Origin of the sequence: Metallosphaera javensis (ex Sakai et al. 2022), assembly GCA_021654415.1 — an archaeon.
In the GTDB taxonomy this organism is placed as follows: Archaea; Thermoproteota; Thermoprotei_A; order Sulfolobales; family Sulfolobaceae; genus Metallosphaera; species Metallosphaera javensis.
In genome coordinates, this window is sequence record AP024487.1 from 2,047,837 (window position 1) to 2,069,517 (window position 21,681).

The following is a 21,681-nucleotide window of genomic DNA, read 5'->3' on the forward strand; positions in this document are numbered from 1 at the left end:
ATGGGTGAGATAGGATGATTGGCCTAAACCTAGTGGGATGGATTATACTCACTCCAATTTTGGGAAGTGTTGTAGTCGTCAATGAAAAGTATTCTACGCTAGCCTCAGCTGGTGTCACTCTGATACTTGTGCTTCTGCTCAAACCCCTTTTGCCCATTATCTCTCAGTTCTACGTTAACACGTTAACATGGTACCTTATGGTGATGGTTGCAGGAGTCTATTTGCTTTCCGCCGTTTACTCAGTGTTTTACCTAGAGAAGAAGGGGCCCCAGGAAAGAAACTACTATTATTTTCTCAACCTGTTCGTCGCCTCAATGTTGTTCACTTTATCGGTAAATAATCTAGGGCTTATGTGGGTGGGATTGGAAGCCACCACAACCTCATCTGTACTCCTGGTAACCTTTGAAGGTACTCCTACAGCGCTTGAGGCAGGATGGAGGTATCTTCTCCTTGTTTCCTCTGGAGTTACATTCGCCTTCATATCTGTGATCCTTTTTTACTATGGTCTACACACCCTGACCATAACGGAGGTCCTGTACGCCCATTTCTCCCCTCTTTTCTCCTTGGCATCAGCAATAGCTCTTTTAGGTTTTGGTACAAAGGCTGGAGTTTTTCCCATGAACACGTGGCTTCCTGATGCGCATTCAGAGGCTCCTTCGCCTGTGAGTGCGCTCTTCTCAGGAGTTCTCTTGCCAGTTGCGGTATACATATTGCACATAACTTTCACCATCGCGCCACTTCCAAGCTTGTATAGCTGGCTGGCCACAATCTCCATCTTAGTTTCATCCCTAATGATGGCAAGCCAGAGGTACTACAAGAGGCTATTTGCCTATTCTACCATTGAAAACATGAATTTTGCCCTATTGGGGGTAGCGGTGAACTCGTTAACTGGTTTAGTAATACTCCTGGTTACCCACGCCTTTGCTAAAGCAGGAGCCTTTTATGCCTCGGGTTCCCTGCTTAGGAACAAGGGAAGTAAGGAAATTGATGAACATGGACTTTACGGAAGTCCCATTCTCGCCTCCTCATTTCTCCTATCATCCCTGGCGGTGACAGGAGCACCACCCTTCGGAAACTTTCTTGGAGAGTTCCTGATCCTGTCCTCTGTTATTAAACATGGACTTATCCCACAGTTCTGGATCGTGATAGTCTCTTTGACCATTTCGTTCATTTCCGTAAACTATCACGTCTCCAGGATGATCTTCAAGGGAGAACCCTATCAAGAGAAGCACAGGGAACTCTCAATTATTGCCATGATATCAGCACTTATCCCACTAATTCTCGGAATTGTGGGGGTGTTGCTATGAGAATCATAGGAGATCTGGGGCCATATTGCCTTACTTCAGAGGGGCTTAGAGAAGGACCGTGCGCTAGAGAAGTAGAGGAACATAGAGATCTAGGTTATGGTTCCTTCAATTTCCTCTATGGTCCGTCAGCTGGAGGTCTGCTGGAGTCGGTAGGATTCGAAATAGCAACTTATGGGGAAAGCATTGAGAGGATTGGTCATGTCCCTTATAAGGGGAGACAAATCAAGATTACACAACTGCCCGTTGAGGAAGCTCTAATCAGAGTGGAGAGAATAAACGGAGCATTCGCGGCCTCCCATTCAATTTCTTTCCTCCAGGCTGTGGAGAAGGCCTTCGAGGCAGAAGTGCCCTATGAGGTTACCGTTTCTAGGATGGCTCAGCTTGAGCTAGAGAGAATCAGGAACAACCTGTTTGTGATCCAGAGGGTTCTGGAGTCCGCATCGTTCTTGGTTCCATCCTATCTTCTCCTTCAACAGGTGGAGGAGGTTAACAGGACAATAGCAAGGTCGTGTGGGCACAGGTACTTCTTTGGGGCCAACTATCCCGGGAGGGTGGAATGCGAACATGAGGTTCCATCCTTGAAAATCGGAGACGTGGAGAAAATACTGGAGAATAGAATCTTCATAGACAGACTGCAAGGCAATGGTGTCATCAAGGAGGATAACTCCATTGGTCCAGCTGCTAGAGCGTCTGGGTTTAGATATGACGCCAGACTGGACTCTGACTTGTTTGTTTATCGAGACTTCGACTTGAAGGTTCCAACTCAGGATCATGGAGATGCTTTCTCCAGAATACTGGTTCGCCTTGAGGAGATTAAGGAGTCGCTCAGAATTCTCCAAGAGTTGAGGGTGAAGCCTCATACTTTCCCCATGAGAGTAAGGGATGGGGAAGGAATAGGAAGGGTAGAGAGTCCATCAGGAGATCTGGCTTACCTAGTTAGAATTAGAAATGGACGAATTGAGAGAGCGTTTCTTCTGGCACCCTCAAGTGTGAATATGAGGCTTTTCCTCAGGTCAATGCCCGGAAATATATTTACTGATTTTCCCTTCAACTGGGAGAGTTTCGGGATCTGGATATCTGAACTGGAGGTTGATCTAAAATGAATTGGTTCTTGAAGGGAATTAGGATGGGTGTAAGAACGGAAAAGGATTATCATCACGAGACCAAATGGCCTTCTAGGCTTAAGAGGGCTCAGGAGGGGGAGGTAAAGTGCCCCACAGATGCGATAGGCGAGGAATGGAGACCTGAGAGATGTATCTTCTGTAGGGCATGCGAACCTCTCTTCTCGCCAACTGGGGAGACCCTAACACCCAAGGTTGAGAGATCAGATAGAACCTTCAGGAGATCGTTCTATTTATATCCATTGGACGCAGGAAGCTGTGGTGCCTGCAACCTGGAACTGAGATTAATATCTTCCCCTCAGTATGATATGACCAGGTTTGGAATTTTCTTCACCAATACACCCAAACATGCCGACGCCCTTGTGATCATGGGAAATCTGGGTAAGAGAATGGAAGAGGTCATAAGAAGGGCTTACGACGTCATGCCTTCACCCAAACTGGTCATCCTGCTTGGTACATGTGCGATATCAGGTGGAGTTACTGGAATTCCCCCTGATATTAGGGGTGACGTCATAATCCCGGGGTGTCCACCAACCCCCGCCTCAATACTTGATGCGCTGATAAGAGCTAAGGGAGGAGAGATTCCTTGATTGCCGATTTAGTTCTTCTCGTTTATGCTTTATCTATCCTGTCCTTAGCGGGATCTTTCTTGAGTAACAGAATATCCCTGATACTGCTGGCTTTAGCCTCAGGTGTTTTTGCCATTTACGGGGCGACGAACTTACCCTCAGGCATCTTCTCCTTGGTAGCTGGGATTGTGTGGACTCTAGTGAGTATGTACTCCCTTGTGCACTACAACAATAAATGGCTTACAATGATCCTGAGCGGGACCGTACTGGGAATTATTGCGGTTCTAACAAGTTCCAACTACGTTGAATTTCTTGCCGGATGGGAAACCATGACTCTCTTCTCTTTTGGTGGAATAGGACTCTATAAAAAAGACTGGAGACCTGCATTAACTTTTCTTGCGTTTGGGGAACTAAGCACTGCATTACTGATTTCTGGTTTCGCCCTCGCTTATTCCATGACGGGAAGTTTATCCTTTGAGGATTTGAGCAGTCCGCTTCCCCTGATCATAACCTCGATGGGTTTCATCGTAAAGATGGGGATATTTCCCTTCCTAGTAGTGGAATGGTTACCCATAGCCCATGGGAACGCCAGATCTGATCTATCTGCAATCCTTAGCGCGACTATGACCATGACGGGAATTTATGGGATATTTAAGATGGAAACTTTGAGTCCAGTCTCTATGTACCTTGGGATCTTCCTCCTATTGATAGGAGCTTTCTCAAACCTCTTCGGGGCTCTCTACTTCTATGTTTCCGATCACGTGAAGGGACTACTGGCGTTCAGCACTATAGAGAACAACGGCTCCATGCTTGCGTTACTGGGAAGCCTAGAGCTCGTGTATGGTAATCTGAGGGAATTCGTCATGTTCAGCCTTCTCACCTACTTGATAGCCCATTCGCTTGCAAAGACAGGCCTTTTCCTGTCAACGGGATACATTGAGGGAGAATCCTTAACAACTGCGAAGGCGTTTAGACATGGACTCTCAGTACTGGGAACAGTCCTAATGACGATGTCCATGTCAGGTCTCCTGCCAACTATAGGGGGAATAGCAACGTGGTCTTTGCTTGAGTCAATGTTCATGGAGGCAATCACGTTGCCCCACCTGATCAATATAGTCCCGGTGATAGCGGGGATAATGATAGGTATGGGTGAGGGATTTGCTACAGGTGCCCTTGCGAGGTTTACGTCCTATACCCAGTTAACGCGCCAGAAGGGGAAAAGATATGGGATAATCCTTACGGTGTCAGGTATTCTTCTTCTGGTGACCATGGGCCTCGCGTATCTTCTATCCCCTTTCAATACTAACGTCTCCCAGTTGGGTGTTGGACTAAATTCCCTGATCTCTTCCCAATATCAGAGAGCGTTTGGGGGAATTTCTCCACTTTACGTCCTAATTGTTTGGCCAATAATTGCTTTGGTGATATATCTATCCCTAGGAAGGAGAAAAATCAGGGTAGTTGATACCTGGGATAACGGATCTGGTCAAGGGTTTAGATACACTTCATTCGGTATGGCAAACAACCTCAGGCTAATGTTGAGGGCTCTCCTGAGAACCAAGACAGGATCACTAGAGACCAGCGCGGACATCTTCTGGCAGGCAATGCTGGTTCTGGTTAGATCATATACAAAGTTTTCGAGGCTCTTCTCCAGGAGCTTCATGAACAGCTCCATCACATGGTACATGATCTACATGATAGTAGCCATCATCTTGATCATGGTGATTACGTTATGATAAACACGCTGATTGAGACGCTCGTTCAAGTATCCGCGGTTCTTGGCCTAGCGCCTCTCTATCCCGGTATTTTAGAAAGGATGAAGGCCATAGTCGAGGGGCGAAGAGGTCCTAGCATATTTCAACCCTATTATGATCTCATAAAGCTTTCTAGAAAGGAGATGACTATCCCGAGGAATGCCGGATGGCTTTTCGTGAACGGACCCTACCTAGTTTTCTCTGTCTATGTTTTGATCTCCTTCGTTATTCCTGTGGTCTATCCAAGGCCCTTATATCTCACTCCTGTGGTGGACTTTCTGGGAGGTGCACTACTTTTCTCTCTTGCTGGATTCTTAAAAATATACGAATCCATGGAGAGCTCCAGCAACCTTGTAACGCTAGGGGTGTCCAGAAACATCTCCTTTGCCTACTTGGGAGAGGCTACACTGCTCACCGTCTTCATGGCAGTCGCTCTGGTGACAGGGACTAATAATCCCTACGTTACACTGGAAACTATTCAATCTCCAACGGAGTATCTTTTCCTCCCACACGTTACAGCGAGCGTGGCCTTTTTCATGTTATGGTTGTATGAAACCGGGAAGCTTCCACTGGAAAGCTCTGGAATGTCGGAAATGGGAATGATTGATGATTCCCTTGTATATGAGTACAGCGGAAAGGGCCTAATGCTGTTGAAATGGGGAGGCTACGTAAAGTCCTATCTTCTCGGATCAGTCCTGTTGAATGTGTTCCTCATACCATGGGGAATGCAGACTGGTATACTTGGGGCGATAGAGGACGTTGGAATAATGTTCCTAAAGTGGTTGATCCTCCTAGGTGTAACCCTCGTTATAGAGACCAGCTTAGCCAAGTTCAGGCTATTCAAGATCCAAGATTTCCTAATTGTAGCCCTAGTGCTCTCTGCCTTTTCTATAATTTTAACGGTGACCCTCAATGGTTGAACCTGTTCAGGAGATTATATTAATACTCTCCTTTCTTTTACCCGTCACTGCCCTTTACGTTCAGGGTCAAGCATACTTCAATCCAGCAATAAAAATAATAGGAATTCAGTCGCTGTTGATTGGGATAATTTCCTTTATTTACTATTTCCTTACAGAGAATGTAGAATTTATTATACTAGGTGGAATTATATTTCTCACTAGAGCGTTCCTTACACCCTACATTCTCCTCAAGACTGTCAGGTTTAAGGAATGGGATAGAGAGAGGGTGAAGGTTCTATCCAGTTTCGTTGTAAATCTAGCCTTCTTCTTCTCGGCAACTCTTCTGGTAGTATACGCGGTATTCGTCAAAGTCATACCAACAGAGTATGAGGGGGTTATCATGCCAATGACGCTTTTCTTCCAGGGTTTATTCCTTATAGCCTCACGTAAATCTACCACAGCTCACATACTGGGATATATTGAACTCGAAAATTCACTTGTAGTCCTTGGTATATCTCTTATACCGCCTCCAATTCTAATAGACGCTACAGTTTTTCTCGACGTTCTGGCCTTGGTGGTCATATCGTCGGTCATCATTGTGGAAAAGAGAGACCACGAGCCTGTTGAGGAATTAAGGGGGTGAAAGGGATGGATATCACGCACGTGATACTACCTGTTTGAGCATCTCGGCCCTATTAATCCTAGTCCTCCGGAGGAATTTTGATTTCGCAAATGGAACATACCTTAAGAACCTTGTAAACAACAAACCTACCATGAAGATACTTTCGTGGAACATTAACGGTCTCAAGGCCATACTGGGAAAGGGACTGCTGGATCTGGTCAAGAGTCAGGAATACGACATCCTGATGTTTCAGGAGGTTAAGAGCAGTCAATTACCCATTGATTTTCAACTGCTTCCCTACAGGTCATATCTTTACCCGGCTAAAAAGAAGGGATATAGCGGGACCCTCACCCTAACAAGATTGGAACCACTCTCCGTTAGATACGGTATAGGCGACGAGGAGTTTGATTCGGAGGGCAGAGTCCTAACCCTTGAGTTCCACAAACTTTACGTCATTAACGTGTATTTCCCAAACGCTGGGGAGGAGTTGAAAAGGCTAGATTTCAAGCTCCGTTTTGACCAGAAGTTTCAAGACTTCGTGAAAGGGCTCGGTAAGCCATGTGTGATCTGTGGTGACTTCAATGTAGCCCATGAGGAAATTGATATAGCAAGGCCTAAAGAGAACGTTAATCACGCTGGGTTCACACCCGAAGAGAGAAAGTGGTTTCACGAATTCCTGGCCTCAGGGTTTGTGGACACCTTTAGGATGTTTGTCAAGGGAGGAGGGCATTATTCCTGGTGGTCCTATAGGTTTCACGCTCGGGAAAAGAACATAGGCTGGAGAATAGACTACTGTGTGGTCTCCAAGGAGCTCGAGAAATACGTAAAGAGGGCAGAGATCCTAGAAAGCGTGATGGGGTCAGATCACGCTCCCGTTACTCTAGAGATTGACATTTAATTTACTTCAGGATTACTCTGGGATATCTCTTACTGGATCGAGGAATTATCTAAACGTTACTACTTCCACGAATCAGAAGGCACCTGGTACAGTAGTTCCTTTTCCGAGAGACTTAAAACCCTCAAATTGTTCAGAGTATCTAAAATTCTTCTGGCGGTGGTCATCCACACGTCCGATTTAACATTAACTGATACACTATTCACGAATTCGGTTAGAGAGTTGTGCAGAATGTTGTAGATTTCCCTTTGGTCATAATCCTCCGTAAAAAATATGATCTTGTCATACATGTTGCCTCTTAACGTTAAGTAAATTTCCTTAAATATTATCCTGTCACTTCTATTATCACTTGCCTTTCCATGCCTCTTTATATATCCATTGATAATTTTCTCTTCAATGAGTTGAATTTCTTGTAAGAGTTCTGTATCTAAATTTAGATATTTTGCTGATTCAAAATCTTTGCCAAGTTTTTCGATGATATGATAGGTTAATATGTTCATGTAATTATTTCCCAACACATCAAGAAGAATTTCCTGTTTAGCCCTAGTTACCAGCTTATGTCTGAACGTCCTGAAGAACCTATGCCCTATCTTTGCCTTATCATCAAGATTTCGATCCGTGTACTTAGCCGTATAAACCCTCCTGAACTTCTCATAAAAGTTTTTATCGATCTCAGACAATAAATTGTCTCTTTCGATGTACGACATTGCGTCCCAGTTATCGGGTAACTCTTTCTCCACTAATACCTTAACAACATCAAAGATCTTAGTAGCGGAACTCTCAAGTTCTTGTTTAACTGAATTGAGTAGAAATAACTCAATTTTCTTTTGATTATTTTTCTTAACATATTCAGTTATCTCCATTACTTGCCTTTCCTTTGCCTTATCTAGGTAACCAAAGACGTAGTAAAACAAAACGTTAGTGTCAAAGGTCACCCCTATCATTCAGTCACCAAAAAATGCCCTCAGATAATCTTCGCTGTGTGCCATTGGTAATGGCGGGGCGAATCTAATGTCGAGTTCGATTAGGATAGTAGCAAAAATTGCTACTGCATTGTAGTTGTTTATCCCGCTTTTCAGGTAAAGAGCTATTGGAGAGAAGAAGTAAAGTAGATACCAGTTTATCCCATGGACCTTCCTCGTGAGGGGTACATTATCCTTGGCCCTTATGTTGAAAGTATCAACTAACTCCAGGTCCTTGAGGAGATGGGCTAGCACATCCAGAAACATCTGATAGTAGTGTTCCAGTAAGGGATTTGATCGATCTCTCTCCCTTAGTAACTTGATGAAATCATCCTTAGACCTTATGAACATGTCCAGCGTTTTTCTTGTTCTCTCAATCCAGAAATGTTTATAATCAGTGTCGTTAAGGTTCTCAAGTAGGGAGTATACCCTTGAGTAATCATCAGTAAGCTCCTTGAGTTCCTCCAGAGGGGGTGGCTCAATCATGTCAGAGGAGCTCAACATTAATATATATTCCGAGAGTTTTTGATAAAATTTGGTAAGAGACTCTGAATACTTTTCGTCCAGCTCTTTAATTTTTCTCTTCAGCACATCAACTGAAATTCCAAGCCGAGCCAGTTTCATCTCGTCCCCTTTATCGAACTCTGCTGATAGTACAGCAATCATTTCCAACTATTATTAGCATTATTAAGCTAATAATCTTTTCCACCTGCCCTAAATTCTTTCTGGATTACGTAACTCCTACAGGAGCATGAGCAAGTAGACCATTTCCACAAGCTCATAGATGCCGTAATACGTTAAACCGTTGGAGATCTGCAATTTACCTAACCCTCCCCTCACATAGTAGGCACCGCCTAGGACGTGAATAACTAGATAGAGAACTCCCACATAATATAGAACACCGGTCACAAAATGAAACAATACTAGAACCAGATAGAAAATTGCCTCATACACGGCTATGACGTTTCCCAGTTTCTTTGGAAAAGCTTTTTTCATAAACGAAATGATTGTTCCTGTTAGATGAATGACGACCATGAGTGCTATCATCGCCAAAATAAACTTCATCAAACCACATCACATGTACTTGGGCTTCCAGTGTGATGGTAATATGGAGTCCCTTAGCTCGTAAAGTATGTCAGGATTCCATGCCAATTCCTTATCTAGTTCATGATAAATACTGTGTTCCTCTATGGAGTTATGCGCCTTGAGCAATTGCATGAGAAGGATCAGCCTCCCCTCAATTTCCCTATTCCTTTCCTCCAAGAGTCCTAGAATGACGTCAAGAAGGTTCCAGATTGCCACGTGTTGCATCATTAACTCGCTTATCCAGTTTTCAAGATCTGGACCCTTAAGGTGAGGGAAAAGTATCTCTTCTTCCAGATAAATGTGAGTCTTGATTCTGGCATTCGCAACTTTCACCTTATCCCGGGCCTTCTCCCACTCATCACGTCTAATCTGTGCCAGAACTTCCTCTAACTCATCATCCCCTTTCACATGATCCCTGGTCATGAACAGGGAAATGGTCTCTACGTCCTGCAATTTCCTCACCTATGGAGGTTTCACATCTATGGCTGCCACTGGGCATACATTAACGCATGCCATACAGAATATGCACGCGTTCTCGTTAACAGGATCTGCCTTCTTCTCGGACACGGGATTACCAGGAGTATCAAACCACTGGAACACGTTAACAGGACAAGCAGTTATGCACGAGCCATCAGCTATGCACACATCAAAGTCCACTCCCACGATTGTCCCATGAATTCCCAAGACTTTAGGCGCATCCACATTTCCGTAAACCTTATGACCCACGTGCTCTCCTGACACAGGCCTTGATCTGTAGTTGGGGTCTATTCCCATCAGATCACCAAGTCTCTTGTCTCAGGAGGATAACAAAAGTTAGTACCCTAAATAGTGAGGGTTTATCTGCAATCGGTGAATAGTCGCCTCGTGAACTGCTCCGTGTATTCTTAATCAGGACTATCACAATGGGGATTACTCGCCACAGGTTAGATTAGCGATTCTTATCCTGTCTTTCTAAAAAGATTGAGGGATACGTTCATGTCTATTTTCTAAAAAAGAGGGAAGTTACGCCTCGCGTTATTATTTCACTAAATTCAATGTTAATTTCTGATATGCCTCCTCCATATCGTTCCAGATTCTCTCTAACAACTTCGACCTATTTACATAATACTCAAATTGAAATCGGCCCTTTCCACGTTTCGTGGTACCACTTCTTCTTTGTCTTCTTTCAACCAGCCCTAGCTCATACAGTCTCTTCAACGAGAGGGCAATGGACACCTTCGGTACGCCTACCAATGGTATTAACTCCTCTACTGTAATAGGTCTTTCATTTCCTAGTAATTTCCAAAGAATCTCCATTGTTGTAGGAGTAAGGCCATACAAAGATCTTATTAACCTTAATGCTGCCCTATCCATTATGTTACGATTAATTTGAGCAGTTTGACCCATAAAATCAATGATTATTTCTCTGTTTTTAATTATTCACCCTAAATATTTAGGTACTGAATGTTCTAAAAAGATCAATGAAATGCCCTAAACATTTAGGGTCTTTTCTTATTTTCATTGACAACACTCTAGATTATATGGTCACACTGGATTTGAGGGAAGTAGATCCCCCTCATAGGCACAAGCTGGTTCTAGAAACCTTTCATAAGATGAAGGCTGGAGAGGAACTGGAGGTAATAGCTGATCATTATCCAGCCCATCTTCTACAGTTAGTCTCGGGCAAAATTAGAAAGTATGAGGTTAAAGAGAGTGAGGACGGTAACTTCGTATTGAAGCTAACTAAGGGTGAAGAGGAGTCTAAGGCCGTCATAGCCCATCTGTCAGATTACAGACAAACAGGAGAAACATTCACTCCTATACCTGTGATCAGAAAGGACGAATATGGAGCTATCTTAGTATTCTTCAAGCCTGGGCAATATATTCCAGCACATGCCCCAGATTCCGACCTCATCTTCTACGTAATTGAAGGAAAGGGAAAAGCCCAGATTGGGGAGAGCCAAGTCGAGATAGATAAAGGCTCTATCATTATTGTTCCAAAGGGAGTAAAGAGGGGAATAACGGCGGAAACGTACATGGAGGCACTGCATGTGGTGGTTCCAGCTCCATCTCCAGAGGATCACGAAAAAGTGATGGAGGCCGCAGCTAGAGGAAGTAAAGAAGTTCAGTTAAGGAGCTAGTTTCGAACAGGCCCCCGTGACTAGCTAATAGCTTTGCACTGTAACCTGATGACCTCTAAAGTACCCCCCATGTACAACTCCTCACTCTAATCTTGTTAACCTCTTTCCCTCCCTATAGAATAAAGAGTACATATCTCACATAAGTTATGTGATTCACGCAGCTATCTAATATGGACTTTAACTCTCTTTTTGGGGAAGTATGCACCAGAAAACCCGAGGCATGAAGAGGTCCATCAAAGTTTATACTCATTGTGGTTTCCCTTTCTCCTCCACACACGTTGCTCTAGGCTTTCTTAAGCTTTTTAATTATCTCACAAAACCCTTCTCTCATGGAAATCGAATACCTAGAGATTGAAAGTGATTTTCTCCGTGACAATCCCTGGAAGGACCCATACAGGAGAAGGGTTGCTGTCATGACTACTGGATCTAAGGAGAACATTCCTGGAATTCTCTATCTCAGTGGCTATTTCTCAACATCTCTGGCTCAATTGAATCTTGATCCTCTCTCCGAATCCCTGAAGGACAGGGTGGAAAGACTCTTCATGGAGAAAAAGATTGGTGATCTGGCCCTCATCCTCCCGGATACCTTCACCTCTCTGGGAGGAAATCAATACCTTGACTCGAAGGCAGCAGGTCTTTACGAATCCTTTCTCATGAGGGAACTCGTTCCCCAGGTGAGGGAAAAGTACCGGATCACTTCTCTAGGAGTTATGGGGAAGTCCTCAGGTGGATACGGAGCCTTACATCTGGGGAGCAAGTACGACTTTCAGGGGATGGCAGCCCACTCTGCTGACGCCTACTTCGAATATGCCTACCTCCCCCTCTTTCCAAGAGTGATACAGACCCTGAGAAGAGCTGGTAATCCCAAGGAGTTCGTGGAGTTTTTCTGGGCTCAGCAGGACCGTAAGAGGAGGGACCTTCTGGATGCCATGATGATAGTGGGGCTCTCAGCCTTTTACTCCCCCGCGGAGGGCGTGGAATTACCCTTTGAGATGGACACTGGAAGGGTAAGGGAGGATGTCTGGAAACACTGGATTTCTCTTGATCCAGTGAGATTTCTTGTAGAACGAAAGGACGGGCTGAGGGGAAAGTCCCTCTACATTGACGTGGGAAGCAGAGACGACTTCAATCTCCAGTACGGAAACAGGATGATTCATGAGTTGCTGAACAGTTGGGGAATTCCACACGTCTATGAAGAGTTCCATGGAGGTCACATGAATACCTCGTACAGATATGATATCTCCCTCGTTTATCTTTTCGAGCACCTGAATGGCGAGCTCTCTTGATCTTCGCCCTAGATGATCATCTTTGTACAAATATCAGTTTTCAGCCTCTTCGCAGAATCTATTTCATTAGTGTATTATGTCTATGTGAGCTACCCCGTCCGGGCGATTCAGGTTTCCATTGCGAATTGTAATTAGTTAATCTACGTGAGAAGATCAAAATCAATCTGTCATTTTCAGTAATACTTTAAGGGGAACACGATGTCATACCATGAGCAAGGTAACAATCGAACCCATGTATCAACTCCAGGAGGAGTTGATACACATCGTGTTCGACCCCGTATTTCCTAAGCACTGGCTCATAAACCTGTTGAGGAGGTGGAGGAGCTAGCCATGAGGGAGGCGGAGGAGGTAGCCCGAGGTACGAGAGGGGGAAGAGGCTGAAGAGGAGGGGATACGCGAGGTACAGGTTCTTAAAGGTTTCTCGGTGGTGATGAAGCAGGAGGATTGAGTACAGGCTCAGGTGGACGTGAGGTTGCCCGCGTATGACGGGAAGGGTAGGGTGAGGACGGGGGTTGAGAGGGAGTTGCTGAGGGAGGAGGAAGCTGTGCTCAGGAACTCACGTTCTACTCAGTGCTGGGAGGGAAGATGAACGCGAGGCTCTGGACCCCTGAGCTTGAGGTTGAGGGAGACTTCCAGTACGTGATAGCTGACGGGAAGTGGGTTAAGCTCAGGGGAGGGGAGTCCTCCTGGTGACAGGCGTCACGCGTGAGGGTAGAAGTGTTCAGTAATAAACCTTTCTACCTTAGTACTTAGGTAAAGTTTTTATCTTGGTATTACTAATATAGAATGTGGAGGAATTAGAGAAGGCTTACAGGGAGGAAAAGAATGCTAGGATAAGGCAGAGAATACTGGGGGTGAAGATGTACCTCGTGGACGGGTTCAGGGAGTACAGGGTGGCCGAGGTCCTCGGGGTTTCGTACTCAACGGTGAAGAAGTGGGTCGCGAAGTACAAGAGGGGAGGGGTCGGAGCGTTGAGGGATAGGCCAAGGTCGGGTAGGCCCAGGAAGTACTCCAGCGAGGAGGTGAAGAAGGTGCTGGAGACAAGTCCCAGGGAGCTGGGATACAACCTGGAGGGGTGGACCATGAGGGCGCTGAACGCTGAGCTGAGGAAGAGGGGGATAGTTTACAATAGGTATCACCTTTACAGGGTAGTGCACCAGCTGGGGTACGGTTTCGTGACGCCCAGGCCGGTGAACGCCAGGGCCGAGGTGGAGAAGCACCGCGATTTTAAAAAAAGTGAAGGAACTGATGGGACGCAGGATAGCGTTCTTCGATGAGACAAGGGTGGTGGTGGGCACCACGGTGAGGAGGTGCCTCGCCAGGAGGGGTTCCAGGCCCAGGATCAGGGTGAACCTGGGCTTCCAGCACTTCTACGTCTTCCTCGCCCTTGACGCCATTTCAAGGAAGGTGCTGTACGCCCTCTACAACTCCCTCTCCAGCAAGAACATGAAGAGCTTCGTTTACAGGATGGAGAGGAAGTGGGGCAGGGAGACCAAGTACCTCGTCCTTGACAACCACTCCTCCCACAAGACGGGGGCTATCCTGGACCTGTTCAGGAGAAGGGGAGTGAGACCCGTTTTCACCCCAAAGTACTCGCCAGAGCTAAACCCTGTGGAGAGGATCTTCAAGGACCTGAAGTTCCACCTTGCGAACAGGTTCTTCAACAACGTGGAAGAGGCAAGGGAGGAGGTGAGGAGGTTCTTCGAGGAACATCACGATCAGTTTAATCTTGATGTGGTCCAATATCTGGATTTAGATGAAATAGAGGTAGAAAACAATGGATAAAAACTTCCACAAAGTACTACTGAAAATCGTGCATAGCCCTGACTACCCACGAAAGCGGGACGTCACGTCCCCTACCTGACCTCGAAGGGCCTGTTGTGGTAGCCCACGCTCCACACTATCCTCGCGAGCTTCCTGGCGCAGGCAATCACCATCTTCTTACCGCGAAGCCTGTCCCTGTGCTCGTCGTAGAACCTGGTTATGACGGGGTTGTTCCTGTTGGCTATCATGGCCAGCGCGGCCATGTAGAGCGCCTTCCTGAGGTAGCGATCACCACGTTTGGATATTCCCCTGGACGTGGTCCTAGATCCGCTCCTCTCCACCACGGGATCCAGACCGCAGAAGACGGAGCTCTCAGCTGAGGGAAACCTGGAGAAGTCCACGACCCTGGCCAGGATCACCGCCCCCGTGATCGCTCCTATTCCTGGGATGGTGAAGATCGCGTGATCCGGGACGATCTTCTCCATCTCCTTCACGAGCCTCTCCCTCCTCTCCTGGAGCTCCAGGACGAGGGCTGCAAGCTCCCTGAGCTCGTAAATTGCCTCAGCGTAGGGAAGCTTCACGTACTCCTGGTCAAAGGCGTACTCTCCCCGGGCTATTTCCCTGATCTTTTCCCTGGTCACCCTCCCGTCGTCAACCAGGAGGAGATTCTGGAACCTGTTCCTGCACCTGGTGAGAAGGTCGTCAACGAACTCGAGGTAGGAGACCAGCTCCCTCAGGTCGCTCGTTACGAACGGACCTCCCTCCATGCTTGCCAATTTCTCCGCATCGTTATAATCGCTTTTCCTCCTGGGGTCCTTCTCCCTGGCCAGGACGTTGGGGCTCACGACCTTCACCTGGCATCCCCTCGCGGAGAACCACGCTGCGGGCTTCACCGAGTAGGTTGAGGTAGCCTCGAGCACGATTGTGACGTCCCGCCCGGTGGGCACCCTCGAGTAGCCCACCCTGTTGTTTCCTGTCCTGAACCTCCTTCCCTGGAGGTAGCACTTCAACTCCTCCCTGTCCACGTCCACCCCGACCACGGTACGCTCACCCTTATATCCGTGAAGGCCAGGGGCCTCACACCGTTCAGTCCTAACTTCACCCGTGGTCCCGGGTAGAGCGGAGGCAGGGGTCACACTCCTACTCGTGGATTTCCACACAGGGCCGTGCTCTACCATTCTGCCTCCCCCAGCTGGATATTACGCCCAGCCTTAATATCTTATATAAGGGCCGTGCTGGACTTCGTTTTGGCTAAGGAGGAGGACGCGAGGAGTTACTGGAGGCTTTTTGCAAGGGTGTGGAGGAAGTTCAACTTCAAGCTCGTGGTTGCGGACATGGTCAGGTCCGTGGACTCCGCGCTTGAGCTCTCGGGAATAGACGCGAAGAGGCAGCTCTGCCTCAACCACGTCAAGAGGCGCCTGGACCGCGACGAAAGGGAGGAGGTTGACCTCCTGCTCTCTGGCCTGCTCAAGTTACCTGACAGAATCAAGGAACTGGTGGAACGCGGTCTCCTCTCCTTCACCTCCCTTCCTAAAGAACTTCAGCGCCTCCTCTCCACAACCTGGTGGAGTCCTTCAACTGGTGGAGAGGAGGAGGTTCAAGTACCACACGCCCCACAGACTCCAGATCGTCTGGGCCATCGCCGATAACTACAAGTCTGTTTATTAACTTTACTTTTCTTTACCATATTACTTGCTATAAACTTTATAGTTAATATATCTTTATTATTTATAATATCATATGTCAAATGAAAATAAGTTTAGGATTACTAGTTTAAATGTAGGTGGAATGGCGTGTGCATTTTGTGCATCTACAATGGAGAATGGTTTAAGTAAAGTTAATGGGATTAAGGAAGTGAAAGTTGTTTTAGAATCAAATGAAGTTTTTGTTAAATATGATTCTTCAGTAATTACAGAAGAATCTATTAAAAAAGAAATAGAGAAATTAGGATATTATGTCTCAGATAAAACTACTAATGATATATCTTTTATGCTTAAAGATATTAAGAGAAGGTCAATAATTAGTTGGAGTTTAACATCTTTATCCTCATCGCTTACATATCTAGCTATAAGTTATAATAATCTTACTATGTATATTTTTTATTTGATTTTAGTAGTAGTTAGTTTTAATTTATTTTATATAGCAAAACCTATTTATATTGGCGCATTAAATGCTATCAAAAAGAGAATATTAAATGAACATGTATTATATGGTGTTGCTGGATTAGCATCATACACTTTAGGAATTTTATTTCTAATATATAAAGATTTACTAGGATTCCTTTTAATCTCATCCTTACTCACTTCTTTACATCTTTCAGCAGGATGGATGGGAGGGTTATTAAATTACAAAGTTGAGAGAGCGTTGCATAAAATAATAGAATTAAGGCCTCCATATGCACATTTATTAAACGGAGAAGATGTACCTATTTCTAAGTTGAGAAGAGGTGATATAATTTTAGTTAAACCAGGTGAGAAGATACCTTTAGACGGGATAGTTATTGATGGTGAGAGTGAAGTTTCTGAAGCATTAATAACTGGGGAATCTGAACCAGTAATAAAGAGAAAAGGAGATTTAGTTATTGGAGGATCAACCAATGGTAACGGATATTTAAAGATAAAAATTGTTGAAGATTATAACAATAGTTATCTTTCTAGAATAATTGGTTTAATAAACAGTGTAAAACAAAAGAAATCTAGGTTTATGTCATTCTTTGAGAGAGTAATTGATAAAGTATGGGTGCCATTAGCTTTAATTATATCGGTTGTTACATTTTTTGGATGGTGGATATATGGTATATTAATTGGCAAAGATCTAATTCTTCAAGGTATTATTAATGCATTATTAGTAACGGCTATAGCGTATCCTTGTGCAATTGGTTTCTCGACTCCTTCTATTAATCTCTCATTGTACGAGAAATTATTAAACCATGGTATATTAATAAAGAATCCATATGTGTATGAAAAGCTTAAACATGTTAAAATACTAGTCTTTGATAAAACTGGCACAATAACTTGTGGAAAACCCACTGTTAAAAAGTATACTGGTGATCAGAAAGGATTATTATATGCCGCTTCTATAGAGAGACTATCCGCACATCCAATAGCAAAGGCTATAGTTACTTATGCTAAGGAAAAAGGAGTTGAGGAATTTTTAGAAGTAATTAATTTTAAAGAAATCCCTGGTAAAGGTGTTATAGGTAATATTAATAATAATGTAGTGGAAGTTAAAAGAGACGCTAGTGGAAATGTTACAGTCTATATAGATAATGAGTACGTAGGTAGTTTTGATATCGAGGATGATATTAGACCATACGTTAAAGAATATATTAAGGAATTAAAAGAGATGGGATTAAGAGTTATATTATTAAGTGGTGATAAAGAAGATAAAACTAGAAAGATAGCACATAAAATAGGTATTAATGAGTATTACGCTAATGCTTCACCAGATGATAAGGTAAAAATAATTAAGGAATTAAAAGAGACTGGAGAAAGTATAATGATGGTGGGTGACGGAGTTAATGATGCTGCTGCATTAGCAATAGCTGACGTTTCTGTTGTTATGGGATCAGGGGTTGATGTTTCAAAAAATATCTCAGATATTATTCTAATTAGTAATGATATTGGAATTTTGGTCAAATTGATTAGAAATAGGAAAAAATTGAGTAAAGGAGGTCCTTTGAATGTATTAATAGCATTATCATATAATGCTATAGGAATACCCCTAGCAATTTTAGGTCTATTAACAATGCAAATAGCTATGTTAATAATGGCTCTTAGTTTAATTTCTGTGTTTCTTAATGCTAATATATTTAAGAAAATGATAAATCTTTAATTTTACTATCATCGAAGATTATTGAGTTAATATGCTATACCAAATCATTCTAAAACTAAAATTTGAATATCATATTTATCATTTTTGTCATAGTCTCCTTTTTTCTTGTAGTGTGTATCATCTGAATTTTCTCCTAATAGATTATATATTTGCTTAACAAAATTTCGCCTGGATCACCTAATTCCCAAAACGGGTTACGCAACGCGAATCGCGTGGACCTCTCCCACGGGGGAGTCGGCCTCACTCCGCATGCGGTGGTAGAGCCAGAACTTCAGGAGTGAAGCCCAGCCCTGGAGGACGCCCCTCGCCCTCACCCCATCGCCGAACATCCTCTTGATGATATCACGATCTCGACCCTCCACCTCCCGTAACCCCTCTTCCGGCTCCAGTCGCGGGAGATTGCTGTACTCAAGGATCGTCTCCTTCTTGGGTTCGCCCCATCAATTTGCGGACCTCCTGGGCGGGGCTACGACCTCTGGGACGGGGTCGTAGATCCTGTTGGAGTCGTAGGCCCTGTCACCGTAAAACTTCGCGACCTTCCCTCCTTCCTCACCACCTTGATGGCCTTGACCGCAGGATTGAGCTCGGAGTTCTCCACCTCAGCACGACCCTCATGGACTCAGCGTCAACGTGAACCGCGACCTTCAGGAACTTACCCCCCCCCCCCGTACTTCGCACTTATATACCTCCCTGCTCCACGCTCATCCCCGTCCCGTCGCTCACCAGCTCTATCTCGCCCTTAACTCGAAGTCCAGCTTCATCTTCCTCAACCTCAGGTGGACAGTCTCGATCAGGTACACCGGTATTTCTTATCCCTGAAGCGACCTCAATATCCCCTCAATACCCCTGTGCGTAAAGGAAGGCGAGGAACTCGTTGAACATCACGGGAGCCTTATACCTGGTCCTCGCGTTCCTGTTGTCCTCCTCGAGAAGCTCATACCAGTGTTAAAACAGAAACGGGAACATCATCTAGTACCTGGTCGCGAGGTTCTCGTCGTACTTCCCCCAATCCCTAGTGTATCTCCTCTTCTCGGAGGGCATAACCATCATGGGTATTATGCGTTTTTAAGGTTAGCTCTTCAGAAACTCCACAAACTAAAAAGAAGTAGCAAAAACACTAGCATCAGCATGCATATGGCAAGACTCAATAGAAAACAAATCACAAGAATACCAAGTCTCACCACAAACAGTAAGAAACTACGTACAACAACAAGGAATACAAATAATAGATAAAATATTACAAGATATAAGAAAAATAGCACTAGAAATACTAAAAGAAGGAAAAACAATAAACATAAGCATAGACTGGACAGGAATAAAATACTGGGGAGAAAAAGTAGAGGGAATAGGAAGCGGAGAAAAGGGGAACCAATGGAACTACGCAACAGCAACAACAAAATACAAAGGGAAAATCGTAATCCTAGGATTCACACCATTCACCAACGGAATGAGTAAGGCTGATGTTGTGAAAATCCTAGTGGAACAAGTCTTATCACTAGGTTTTCAAATAGGATTAATAGCACTTGATGCCGGTTTTTATAGTGTTGAGAGAGTGTCCGGATTGCATAAAATTCGGCCTATTTAACTAAGAAGCATAAAATTAATTACTTGTCTCAAGCCGACACCTTGAAAAAGGATTAAATAGTTCTATACAGTTTATATCGACGATTCTATATTAACAGGTCATTAGCATCCAGCACTACCCCTCACGTCCCAGGACGTTAGGGGAGTTGGACCGCTCGCAGTTGAGGAGGAGTCCTGCGCTGAATGGACAGGAAGTGGACCATGTTGTACGTTATGGCCATCATGTAGATGAAGGCCTCGTTTCTAACCTTGGTCTCAGCGTAGGGCCTCCAGTGCTGCTTAAGGAAGATCCCGAAGTGCTCCACGTAGGGGCGAAGGTACTTCCATGGACCGCGGGGATGGACGAAGGTTCCGCGTTCTTTGAAGCCCCTGTCCACAAGCTTAAGTCCCCTTCTAGACAGCCTACATCTAGCGTCCGAGAAGTTGGCGAACTCGACCTCAAGTCCGTGGACGAAGAGGGCGGGCGAGACGAGCGGGAAGACCTTTAACCCGAAGTACGACCTCGACCGCTTCTTGGTCCACCTTCCCTGGAACCTCCTTCTCGTCCTGGCCCTCAACTTAGCCCTCACGAAGGCCTTCAACTTCTCCACTTGCCCAAGGTTTACAGCGTCAAGCCTGTACTTCTCCATCATGATCTCCAGGCTGGTCTTCCCTGGAGGTAAATCCAGGAGGAAGGAGTCAACGAGCCACTCAACTCCCTCGTAGAGCGCGCTAGAAGGTAAATACACGGTTCTGCACTTGGCCTCAAGTTCGCTCGCTATCTCCCTGAGCAGGTCCCTCCTAACCCTCGCGAACCTCTCCACGAAGTCGAACAGGGTGGACTTCCCAACGCGTTCACCAACGAAAAGCCTAACTATCACTAGTACTTTGTGGAAGTTTTTATCCATTGTTTTCTACCTCTATTTCATCTAAATCCAGATATTGGACCACATCAAGATTAAACTGATCGTGATGTTCCTCGAAGAACCTCCTCACCTCCTCCCTGGCCTCCTCCACGTTGTTGAAGAACCTGTTCGCAAGGTGGAACTTCAGGTCCTTGAAGATCCTCTCCACAGGGTTTAGCTCTGGCGAGTACTTTGGGGTGAAAACGGGTCTCACTCCCCTTCTCCTGAACAGGTCCAGGATAGCCCCCGTCTTGTGGGAGGAGTGGTTGTCAAGGACGAGGTACTTGGTCTCCCTGCCCCACTTCCTCTCCATCCTGTAAACGAAGCTCTTCATGTTCTTGCTGGAGAGGGAGTTGTAGAGGGCGTACAGCACCTTCCTTGAAATGGCGTCAAGGGCGAGGAAGACGTAGAAGTGCTGGAAGCCCAGGTTCACCCTGATCCTGGGCCTGGAACCCCTCCTGGCGAGGCACCTCCTCACCGTGGTGCCCACCACCACCCTTGTCTCATCGAAGAACGCTATCCTGCGTCCCATCAGTTCCTTCACTTTTTTTAAAATCGCGGTGCTTCTCCACCTCGGCCCTGGCGTTCACCGGCCTGGGCGTCACGAAACCGTACCCCAGCTGGTGCACTACCCTGTAAAGGTGATACCTATTGTAAACTATCCCCCTCTTCCTCAGCTCAGCGTTCAGCGCCCTCATGGTCCACCCCTCCAGGTTGTATCCCAGCTCCCTGGGACTTGTCTCCAGCACCTTCTTCACCTCCTCGCTGGAGTACTTCCTGGGCCTACCCGACCTTGGCCTATCCCTCAACGCTCCGACCCCTCCCCTCTTGTACTTCGCGACCCACTTCTTCACCGTTGAGTACGAAACCCCGAGGACCTCGGCCACCCTGTACTCCCTGAACCCGTCCACGAGGTACATCTTCACCCCCAGTATTCTCTGCCTTATTCTAGCATTCTTTTCCTCCCTGTAAGCCTTCTCTAATTCCTCCACATTCT

At 45.5% G+C, this 21,681-nt stretch carries 25 protein-coding genes and 2 pseudogenes; 15 read left to right on the forward strand and 12 right to left on the reverse strand.

Annotated features, from left to right (window positions below; genetic code table 11):
* The first annotated feature begins 14 nt into the window (after window positions 1-14).
* The 7 genes from QVC96_RS11485 (at window position 15) to QVC96_RS11515 (ending at window position 7,167) form a co-directional block, all read left to right on the forward strand.
* On the forward strand, window positions 15-1,307 hold the full coding sequence (locus QVC96_RS11485) for a proton-conducting transporter membrane subunit (protein ID WP_287689330.1): 1,293 nt from the start codon (window positions 15-17) through the stop codon (window positions 1,305-1,307).
* The gene (locus QVC96_RS11490) at window positions 1,304-2,410 is read left to right on the forward strand and encodes a hypothetical protein (protein WP_287689331.1); all 1,107 of its coding nucleotides are present in this window, start codon (window positions 1,304-1,306) and stop codon (window positions 2,408-2,410) included. The genes QVC96_RS11485 and QVC96_RS11490 overlap by 4 nt, the downstream gene beginning before the upstream one ends.
* Window positions 2,407-3,018, forward strand: coding sequence for an NADH-quinone oxidoreductase subunit B family protein (locus QVC96_RS11495; RefSeq protein ID WP_238025290.1), 612 nt, complete (start codon window positions 2,407-2,409; stop codon window positions 3,016-3,018). The genes QVC96_RS11490 and QVC96_RS11495 overlap by 4 nt, the downstream gene beginning before the upstream one ends.
* Window positions 3,015-4,730, forward strand: a complete 1,716-nt coding sequence (locus QVC96_RS11500; RefSeq protein WP_287689332.1) for a proton-conducting transporter membrane subunit — start codon at window positions 3,015-3,017, stop codon at window positions 4,728-4,730. The genes QVC96_RS11495 and QVC96_RS11500 overlap by 4 nt, the downstream gene beginning before the upstream one ends.
* Window positions 4,727-5,668 (forward strand): respiratory chain complex I subunit 1 family protein, encoded by a 942-nt coding sequence (locus QVC96_RS11505; protein ID WP_287689333.1) that lies wholly within the window; start codon window positions 4,727-4,729, stop codon window positions 5,666-5,668. The genes QVC96_RS11500 and QVC96_RS11505 overlap by 4 nt, the downstream gene beginning before the upstream one ends.
* Window positions 5,661-6,290, forward strand: a complete 630-nt coding sequence (locus QVC96_RS11510) for a hydrogenase (protein ID WP_238025287.1) — start codon at window positions 5,661-5,663, stop codon at window positions 6,288-6,290. The genes QVC96_RS11505 and QVC96_RS11510 overlap by 8 nt, the downstream gene beginning before the upstream one ends.
* Before the next feature lie 130 nt (window positions 6,291-6,420).
* Entirely contained in the window at window positions 6,421-7,167 is a 747-nt protein-coding gene (locus QVC96_RS11515) for an exodeoxyribonuclease III (protein WP_238025286.1), read from the forward strand.
* Window positions 7,168-7,226: 59 nt separating this feature from the next.
* On the opposite strand, the gene QVC96_RS11520 is transcribed toward QVC96_RS11515, so the two are convergent.
* From QVC96_RS11520 to QVC96_RS11545, 6 genes are all read right to left on the reverse strand, one after another.
* A complete protein-coding gene (locus QVC96_RS11520) occupies window positions 7,227-8,108 on the reverse strand; it encodes a hypothetical protein (protein WP_287689334.1) in 882 nt (293 codons plus the stop codon).
* On the reverse strand, window positions 8,109-8,792 hold the full coding sequence (locus tag QVC96_RS11525; protein WP_287689335.1) for a hypothetical protein: 684 nt from the start codon (window positions 8,790-8,792) through the stop codon (window positions 8,109-8,111). It abuts the gene before it with no gap.
* A 75-nt stretch (window positions 8,793-8,867) separates the two neighbouring features.
* Entirely contained in the window at window positions 8,868-9,191 is a 324-nt protein-coding gene (locus QVC96_RS11530; protein WP_287689336.1) for a hypothetical protein, read from the reverse strand.
* A gap of 9 nt (window positions 9,192-9,200) precedes the next feature.
* Window positions 9,201-9,665, reverse strand: a complete 465-nt coding sequence (locus QVC96_RS11535) for a hemerythrin domain-containing protein (protein ID WP_287689337.1) — start codon at window positions 9,663-9,665, stop codon at window positions 9,201-9,203.
* A 9-nt stretch (window positions 9,666-9,674) separates the two neighbouring features.
* Entirely contained in the window at window positions 9,675-9,986 is a 312-nt protein-coding gene (locus QVC96_RS11540; RefSeq protein ID WP_287689338.1) for a 4Fe-4S dicluster domain-containing protein, read from the reverse strand.
* A gap of 243 nt (window positions 9,987-10,229) precedes the next feature.
* The gene (locus tag QVC96_RS11545; RefSeq protein WP_287689339.1) at window positions 10,230-10,598 is read right to left on the reverse strand and encodes a helix-turn-helix domain-containing protein; all 369 of its coding nucleotides are present in this window, start codon (window positions 10,596-10,598) and stop codon (window positions 10,230-10,232) included.
* Window positions 10,599-10,732: 134 nt separating this feature from the next.
* On the opposite strand from QVC96_RS11545, the gene QVC96_RS11550 reads away from it, so the two are divergent.
* The 5 genes and pseudogenes from QVC96_RS11550 (at window position 10,733) to QVC96_RS11570 (ending at window position 14,403) form a co-directional block, all read left to right on the forward strand.
* A complete protein-coding gene (locus QVC96_RS11550; RefSeq protein WP_287689340.1) occupies window positions 10,733-11,332 on the forward strand; it encodes a DUF2249 domain-containing protein in 600 nt (199 codons plus the stop codon).
* 329 nt (window positions 11,333-11,661) lie between these two features.
* A complete protein-coding gene (locus QVC96_RS11555) occupies window positions 11,662-12,618 on the forward strand; it encodes an alpha/beta hydrolase-fold protein (protein ID WP_287689341.1) in 957 nt (318 codons plus the stop codon).
* Between the two features lie 288 nt (window positions 12,619-12,906).
* Window positions 12,907-13,296, forward strand: a pseudogene (locus QVC96_RS11560) (IS256 family transposase); the annotation flags it as partial.
* 110 nt (window positions 13,297-13,406) lie between these two features.
* Window positions 13,407-13,895, forward strand: a complete 489-nt coding sequence (locus QVC96_RS11565; RefSeq protein WP_238027283.1) for a helix-turn-helix domain-containing protein — start codon at window positions 13,407-13,409, stop codon at window positions 13,893-13,895.
* Entirely contained in the window at window positions 13,867-14,403 is a 537-nt protein-coding gene (locus QVC96_RS11570) for an IS630 family transposase (RefSeq protein WP_287688805.1), read from the forward strand. Before QVC96_RS11565 ends, QVC96_RS11570 begins: the two co-directional genes overlap by 29 nt.
* Before the next feature lie 71 nt (window positions 14,404-14,474).
* Here the strand turns inward: QVC96_RS11570 and QVC96_RS11575 are convergent, their stop codons facing one another.
* Window positions 14,475-15,560 (reverse strand): IS110 family transposase, encoded by a 1,086-nt coding sequence (locus QVC96_RS11575; RefSeq protein WP_287689342.1) that lies wholly within the window; start codon window positions 15,558-15,560, stop codon window positions 14,475-14,477.
* A 54-nt stretch (window positions 15,561-15,614) separates the two neighbouring features.
* Between QVC96_RS11575 and QVC96_RS11580 the strand changes: the two genes are divergently transcribed.
* Together QVC96_RS11580 and QVC96_RS11585 are read left to right on the forward strand one after the other, a co-directional pair.
* Window positions 15,615-16,031, forward strand: a complete 417-nt coding sequence (locus tag QVC96_RS11580) for a hypothetical protein (protein ID WP_287689343.1) — start codon at window positions 15,615-15,617, stop codon at window positions 16,029-16,031.
* Between the two features lie 91 nt (window positions 16,032-16,122).
* Window positions 16,123-18,216, forward strand: a complete 2,094-nt coding sequence (locus QVC96_RS11585; RefSeq protein ID WP_287689344.1) for a heavy metal translocating P-type ATPase — start codon at window positions 16,123-16,125, stop codon at window positions 18,214-18,216.
* Between the two features lie 194 nt (window positions 18,217-18,410).
* On the opposite strand, the gene QVC96_RS11590 is transcribed toward QVC96_RS11585, so the two are convergent.
* The gene (locus tag QVC96_RS11590; protein WP_287689345.1) at window positions 18,411-18,578 is read right to left on the reverse strand and encodes a hypothetical protein; all 168 of its coding nucleotides are present in this window, start codon (window positions 18,576-18,578) and stop codon (window positions 18,411-18,413) included.
* Between the two features lie 104 nt (window positions 18,579-18,682).
* Window positions 18,683-18,814 carry a hypothetical protein gene (locus QVC96_RS11595; protein WP_287689346.1) on the reverse strand — a complete coding sequence of 44 codons (132 nt, stop codon included), beginning with the start codon at window positions 18,812-18,814 and terminating at the stop codon, window positions 18,683-18,685.
* A 501-nt stretch (window positions 18,815-19,315) separates the two neighbouring features.
* Between QVC96_RS11595 and QVC96_RS11600 the strand changes: the two are divergent.
* Window positions 19,316-19,762: pseudogene (locus tag QVC96_RS11600) on the forward strand (DUF4322 domain-containing protein); the annotation flags it as partial.
* 175 nt (window positions 19,763-19,937) lie between these two features.
* Here the strand turns inward: QVC96_RS11600 and QVC96_RS11605 are convergent.
* The 3 genes from QVC96_RS11605 to QVC96_RS11615 are packed head-to-tail and all read right to left on the reverse strand — an operon-like array spanning window position 19,938 to window position 21,676.
* Window positions 19,938-20,687 carry an IS5/IS1182 family transposase gene (locus QVC96_RS11605; RefSeq protein ID WP_287689347.1) on the reverse strand — a complete coding sequence of 250 codons (750 nt, stop codon included), beginning with the start codon at window positions 20,685-20,687 and terminating at the stop codon, window positions 19,938-19,940.
* Complete coding sequence (locus QVC96_RS11610) at window positions 20,680-21,216, reverse strand: IS630 family transposase (RefSeq protein ID WP_287688805.1); 537 nt, start codon at window positions 21,214-21,216, stop codon at window positions 20,680-20,682. Before QVC96_RS11610 ends, QVC96_RS11605 begins: the two co-directional genes overlap by 8 nt.
* The gene (locus QVC96_RS11615) at window positions 21,188-21,676 is read right to left on the reverse strand and encodes a helix-turn-helix domain-containing protein (protein WP_238027283.1); all 489 of its coding nucleotides are present in this window, start codon (window positions 21,674-21,676) and stop codon (window positions 21,188-21,190) included. Before QVC96_RS11615 ends, QVC96_RS11610 begins: the two co-directional genes overlap by 29 nt.
* Window positions 21,677-21,681 lie beyond the last annotated feature (5 nt).

Bases quoted from the DNA above. Each gene is read 5' to 3' on its own strand.
- QVC96_RS11485 (WP_287689330.1), top strand. From the start codon at position 15: ATGATTGGCCTAAACCTAGTGGGATGGATTATACTCACTCCAATTTTG.
- QVC96_RS11490 (WP_287689331.1), top strand. From the start codon at position 1,304: ATGAGAATCATAGGAGATCTGGGGCCATATTGCCTTACTTCAGAGGGG.
- QVC96_RS11495 (WP_238025290.1), top strand. From the start codon at position 2,407: ATGAATTGGTTCTTGAAGGGAATTAGGATGGGTGTAAGAACGGAAAAG.
- QVC96_RS11505 (WP_287689333.1), top strand. From the start codon at position 4,727: ATGATAAACACGCTGATTGAGACGCTCGTTCAAGTATCCGCGGTTCTT.
- QVC96_RS11510 (WP_238025287.1), top strand. From the start codon at position 5,661: ATGGTTGAACCTGTTCAGGAGATTATATTAATACTCTCCTTTCTTTTA.
- QVC96_RS11515 (WP_238025286.1), top strand. From the start codon at position 6,421: ATGAAGATACTTTCGTGGAACATTAACGGTCTCAAGGCCATACTGGGA.
- QVC96_RS11520 (WP_287689334.1), bottom strand. From the start codon at position 8,108: ATGATAGGGGTGACCTTTGACACTAACGTTTTGTTTTACTACGTCTTT.
- QVC96_RS11525 (WP_287689335.1), bottom strand. From the start codon at position 8,792: ATGATTGCTGTACTATCAGCAGAGTTCGATAAAGGGGACGAGATGAAA.
- QVC96_RS11530 (WP_287689336.1), bottom strand. From the start codon at position 9,191: ATGAAGTTTATTTTGGCGATGATAGCACTCATGGTCGTCATTCATCTA.
- QVC96_RS11540 (WP_287689338.1), bottom strand. From the start codon at position 9,986: ATGGGAATAGACCCCAACTACAGATCAAGGCCTGTGTCAGGAGAGCAC.
- QVC96_RS11545 (WP_287689339.1), bottom strand. From the start codon at position 10,598: ATGGGTCAAACTGCTCAAATTAATCGTAACATAATGGATAGGGCAGCA.
- QVC96_RS11550 (WP_287689340.1), top strand. From the start codon at position 10,733: ATGGTCACACTGGATTTGAGGGAAGTAGATCCCCCTCATAGGCACAAG.
- QVC96_RS11555 (WP_287689341.1), top strand. From the start codon at position 11,662: ATGGAAATCGAATACCTAGAGATTGAAAGTGATTTTCTCCGTGACAAT.
- QVC96_RS11570 (WP_287688805.1), top strand. From the start codon at position 13,867: ATGGGACGCAGGATAGCGTTCTTCGATGAGACAAGGGTGGTGGTGGGC.
- QVC96_RS11575 (WP_287689342.1), bottom strand. From the start codon at position 15,560: ATGGTAGAGCACGGCCCTGTGTGGAAATCCACGAGTAGGAGTGTGACC.
- QVC96_RS11585 (WP_287689344.1), top strand. From the start codon at position 16,123: ATGTCAAATGAAAATAAGTTTAGGATTACTAGTTTAAATGTAGGTGGA.
- QVC96_RS11605 (WP_287689347.1), bottom strand. From the start codon at position 20,687: ATGGATAAAAACTTCCACAAAGTACTAGTGATAGTTAGGCTTTTCGTT.
- QVC96_RS11610 (WP_287688805.1), bottom strand. From the start codon at position 21,216: ATGGGACGCAGGATAGCGTTCTTCGATGAGACAAGGGTGGTGGTGGGC.